Annotated in this window: 6 protein-coding genes; 2 read left to right on the plus strand and 4 right to left on the minus strand. The window is 65.0% G+C overall.

Translation table 11 applies throughout. The features are described from left to right. Nucleotides 1-80: 80 nt before the first annotated feature. From UK23_RS49015 to UK23_RS49020, 4 genes are all read right to left on the minus strand, one after another. Complete coding sequence (locus tag UK23_RS49015) at nucleotides 81-494, minus strand: Imm1 family immunity protein (RefSeq protein WP_052685130.1); 414 nt, start codon at nucleotides 492-494, stop codon at nucleotides 81-83. Next, entirely contained in the window at nucleotides 482-1,204 is a 723-nt protein-coding gene (locus UK23_RS28255; RefSeq protein ID WP_045314695.1) for a DddA-like double-stranded DNA deaminase toxin, read from the minus strand. Before UK23_RS28255 ends, UK23_RS49015 begins: the two co-directional genes overlap by 13 nt. Before the next feature lie 64 nt (nucleotides 1,205-1,268). Continuing rightward, the gene (locus UK23_RS50620; protein ID WP_082115036.1) at nucleotides 1,269-1,442 is read right to left on the minus strand and encodes a DUF397 domain-containing protein; all 174 of its coding nucleotides are present in this window, start codon (nucleotides 1,440-1,442) and stop codon (nucleotides 1,269-1,271) included. Further along, on the minus strand, nucleotides 1,439-2,308 hold the full coding sequence (locus UK23_RS49020) for a helix-turn-helix domain-containing protein (RefSeq protein WP_052685131.1): 870 nt from the start codon (nucleotides 2,306-2,308) through the stop codon (nucleotides 1,439-1,441). Before UK23_RS49020 ends, UK23_RS50620 begins: the two co-directional genes overlap by 4 nt. A 195-nt stretch (nucleotides 2,309-2,503) precedes the next feature. Here UK23_RS49020 and UK23_RS28265 point away from each other — a divergent pair, with 195 nt between their 5' ends. Together UK23_RS28265 and UK23_RS28270 are read left to right on the plus strand one after the other, a co-directional pair. Further along, the gene (locus UK23_RS28265; protein WP_052685132.1) at nucleotides 2,504-2,851 is read left to right on the plus strand and encodes a hypothetical protein; all 348 of its coding nucleotides are present in this window, start codon (nucleotides 2,504-2,506) and stop codon (nucleotides 2,849-2,851) included. A gap of 702 nt (nucleotides 2,852-3,553) precedes the next feature. After that, a partial coding sequence (locus UK23_RS28270) for a RidA family protein (RefSeq protein WP_045314699.1) occupies nucleotides 3,554-3,931 on the plus strand: 378 nt, incomplete at its 3' end.

Genomic DNA, 3,931 nt, shown 5'->3' on the forward strand with positions numbered 1-3,931 from the left:
GTGGAGATCGACGCGCTGGCCGTCGTCGACTGATCGGATCTCGTGATGGGCCGGGTGCGATCAGGTCAGCGCCCGGCTCGTCACTCTTCCTGCTGCCAGTCAACGCAGTCGGGCCGTTCGCCATCGGTACTGACGAAGTCGTGCAGGGCCTTGCGGAGATCTGGGAGCGGGATTTCGGCGTTGGCCGGAACCTCGCGCAGGTGCCCCATGTAGTCGTAGACCAGAGGGTCACCGTTCGGGTCGGGGCTGTTCCTCGTTACGGACGAACCAGCGGCGGAGGTGTGGGTGAGGATGCCTCGATCCGCGTTGACGCCGACGTGGAGGACTGCCCAGCCCCCCGAATCGCGTCGGGACAGCTGCATGAGCGGCGGAACCTGCATGGACGTGCTGTCAGCGATGAGCTTGTCCAGCAACGCGTCCGCGTCGTCGGTGCTCGTGACGATGATCGGCTCGTCATCGGCGTCCGGGTCGTACCACGCTCTCAACGCCACCACGGTCTTGCTCCTCCGGTGAACCTCTTGCGGTAGTTCGGGGCGTGCACCGTCAGTGAGTACCCTTCGGGCAGTATGACAGGCAGCAGTTCGTCGCAACTGAGATCACCCTTGCAAGGACGGTTGTTGATCACGAGCGTGACGTGCCGCATTCGAGAATCGGTTTCGCCGGTTTCTCGCATCAGCGCGGCCAGTTTCAGCTCGACGTCGTCAGCGGCGCGGGCCGGAAGCTGAGGGCATCCCTGGCTTTTCAGCGCTTCGTTGACCTTGCTCGACAGGTCGTCCCGTCCGCTGACCAATGAGCGTGCCGATCCATCTGGTGCGATCCATCGGCCATGCGTCTTCTGGCCGCTGCCTCGCACCACGGGAGGCGGTAGTTCCGCGCGCAGTTGCTCGATGCGAGACGGCGTCGAGGCCGGGGGACCACTGTCTTGGCCGCCGGCTTCGGCAGGGCGGATGCGGCTCAGGTACTCCCGTGCTCCGGCTTCAGCCGCCGCCAGTTCTCGGTGGGCGTCGACCATGCCGGTGTGAGCTTGCGTCAGCAGAGCCAGCACCTGGGCGGTCTCGGGGTCCTGTGAACCGGCCAGTGTGTCGGCGAAGATCTGGATCGCTTCATCGAGGAGGTCCGCGGCGAGAGCGAGCGCTCGGCGCGCTTGCTCGGACTTGTCCAACGCGTTCTGGACCGCAGCGGCTACCTCTCCCAGTGTCGCCACGCGGTGTCCTTCGCCTCTTGGAGCGTGGCGAGCCGGTCGGTGGCTCGCCACAACTTCGCATCCGTCAAGCCTTGATGCTGTCGAGAAACGCGGTGAGTGTGCCGGTGGGGACGGTCAGCATTCCGGTGTCAGGACTCTTGGAGTCTCTGATGTGCGCCTTGCGGCGAGAGAAGGCAACCTCTACGCAAGATTGCTCAGGACCTGACCGTGTGCTTTTTCGCCACGAGAGATCGGTCATCTTTTCCTTACCCTGTCTAGTATCTCAGAGATGAGCGCGACCGAGTCGTCCGGACTCAGCGCGTCGGCTGCCACGTCGCGCCACACGGCGGACAGCACGTCTGTTGATTGCGAGTCCTCTTCAAAGATCGTCATGCGTGGAACGCCATCCAGGTAGGCGCAGTCGGACTCGTCGGTCTCGGGGAACCGCAGCAGTGTGAGCGGACTGCCGTGCGCACCTTGGTAGGCGCCCAGTTCGTCGGTGATCACCTGGATGGTCACGTTCGGCCAGGCGGATAGCTCGATGAGGTGGTTGAGCTGGTCGGCCATGACCGAGGGACCACCCACCAGCTTGCGGAGCGCGGCTTCGTCGATCAACGCGTGTAGCACCAGCGGTTCGGGCTCGCGGTGGAGCAGCGCTTGGCGACTGATCCGTTCCGCTGCGGCGTGCTCGGCCCAGTCAGGTTTCCTAAGTCGCGGCGCCGATTTGAGCGCGACTGACTCAGCGTACGCCGCAGTCTGCAACATGCCCGGAACCAACAGCTGGTTTAGCGTCAGCTCTTCCGACGCCTCAGTCTCGTCCATCCTGAATCGCAGGTAGTCGGCGGAGAGGTGTGAGGTGAACGGGATCTTGTTGGTGTCGACATCAGCGACTGCGTGCAGCTCCTGAGCCTTGAGGATCTCCTCGCGGCTCGCACCTACCGCGAACAGGATCTCAAGTACGGTCGCCCACTTCGGTAGACCGTCCCCGGACATGAGTCGCATGACGGTTTGCCGTGAGGGTTCGACGCGCTTGGCGACATCGCTCTGAGTCAGGCCTTCCCTCTCGATGATCGAGCGGACGTACCGGCCCAACCTGCGCTTACCCCTCGTGCTGCCAATCGCCATGCGATCACCCTATCCACGTTCGGTCGTGCGGCCGATGTGGATATCACCCATTCGGACACCATCTATTCGGACTGTCCGAATGCTACGTTGTCCGGGTCGATGGGGTAGCAATGTGCGCATGTCTCCCGTTCAACCCTGTCCGGGAGCGCGCACTACGCCACTGCTGTCCCATCGGCCCAAATCGGGGAGGGAACGGTGGCGGAGGGCGTGATGGCCGTCGAAGATCGTGATGCGGCGGCGTTGCGGGAGTGCCCTGACGTCGCGCCTCTGATCTGGTTGCGCAAGGCCGGTTGGAGGTTTCCTCCGCTCTCGCAGGACGGCGGTGTGTTCGGATACCGGCTCTGGCCTGAGGAGTGGGCGGACAGCATCCGTGTTCGTTCGGCGACGGACTGCCTGGCGATCCGGATCAACCCGGTGGGCGCGGTGGTGTGGGAACGCGCGGGCTCGTTGGCCGACGTGGTTGAGGGGCTGCTCGGGCTGCCATCGCCGGATGCTCCTGGCGCGCCGTGCCTCGTTCGTGGATCAGCGCCGGACAGGTGGTGATCTGGATGTTGAATTCCAGTCCTGCCGTACCCCACATCACCGCCTGGAGCGTGGAACAGGATCTGCCGTCCAGGTTGGTGGAGCGGTCCGGCCACGGCATCGGCTACGCCGATGAGGTTCTGGCTGACCGAGATGCCAATGGCGTCCTGTGGGTTCGAACCTCAGTACGTGAGGGCGTGGGGCGACCCGAGTTCGGCAGGGTTCACCCGTTGCGGCAACGGCGGGCTATGCGTCTGCTGTTGTGTCAGGTTTGCGCGGGACCTGCGGACCGGTCGGATGGCGGGGTTCTGTGGCTGCTCCGGGACTACCGCGGCGACTGGCCGCGTTGGCCCGAAGGCATGGCCTCTGTCGAACCGCCCATTTGCGGCCCCTGTGTTTCCGTGTCGTTGAAGCTGTGCCCGGCGTTGCGGCGTGGCGCTGTGGTTGTCCGCGTTCGCGAGTTCCCGATCGCGGGCGTACGAGGAGTGCTCTACGGGGAGGGCCTGTTTGCGCCGAGAGCTGTGGAAGCGGTGAATTTGCCGTACGACGACCCCAGAGTTCACCGCGCGGTGGCCTCTGCTCTCATTCGGGAGCTGCGTCGTTGTGTCGTCGTTCCGTTCGAGGAGGTCGCTGGGCGCTGCGAACGTGTCCAAAGTGGAGTGGGGCGAGGACTTCGGTCGGCGCGTCGGCGGTCTTGATCTCAACCTTGGACAACGGGTTCCCATCCGCAGAGCTGAGATCAAGACCGCCGACGCGCCGCAGCCGGTGGCGAAGTTCTCGCAGGGTGTGCGCAAGGGCAACATCCTGCAGGTGGCCGGCCAGGTCGCGTTCGACCCGAAGACCGGCGAGATCGTCGGCACGACCGTCGCCGAGCAGACGCGGCAGACGTTCGCGAACCTCCACGCGGTGCTCGCGGCCGGTGGCGCGTCCATCGACGACGTGGTGATGATCCGCGTCTACCTCACCGACACCGCGCACTTCGCGGAGCTGAACGAGGTCTACGGCGAGTTCGTGACCGAGCCGGCGCCCGCTCGCACGACCGTCTACGTGGGACTGCCGGCCGGTCTGCTGGTGGAGATCGACGCGCTGGCCGTCGTCGAC

Origin of the sequence: Lentzea aerocolonigenes (assembly GCF_000955955.1) — a bacterium.
Taxonomy (GTDB): Bacteria; Actinomycetota; Actinomycetes; order Mycobacteriales; family Pseudonocardiaceae; genus Lentzea; species Lentzea aerocolonigenes_A.

Excerpts from the sequence above, each read along its gene's own strand:
- UK23_RS50620 (WP_082115036.1), bottom strand. The coding sequence starts at position 1,442 with ATGACCGATCTCTCGTGGCGAAAAAGCACACGGTCAGGTCCTGAGCAA.
- UK23_RS49020 (WP_052685131.1), bottom strand. The coding sequence starts at position 2,308 with ATGGCGATTGGCAGCACGAGGGGTAAGCGCAGGTTGGGCCGGTACGTC.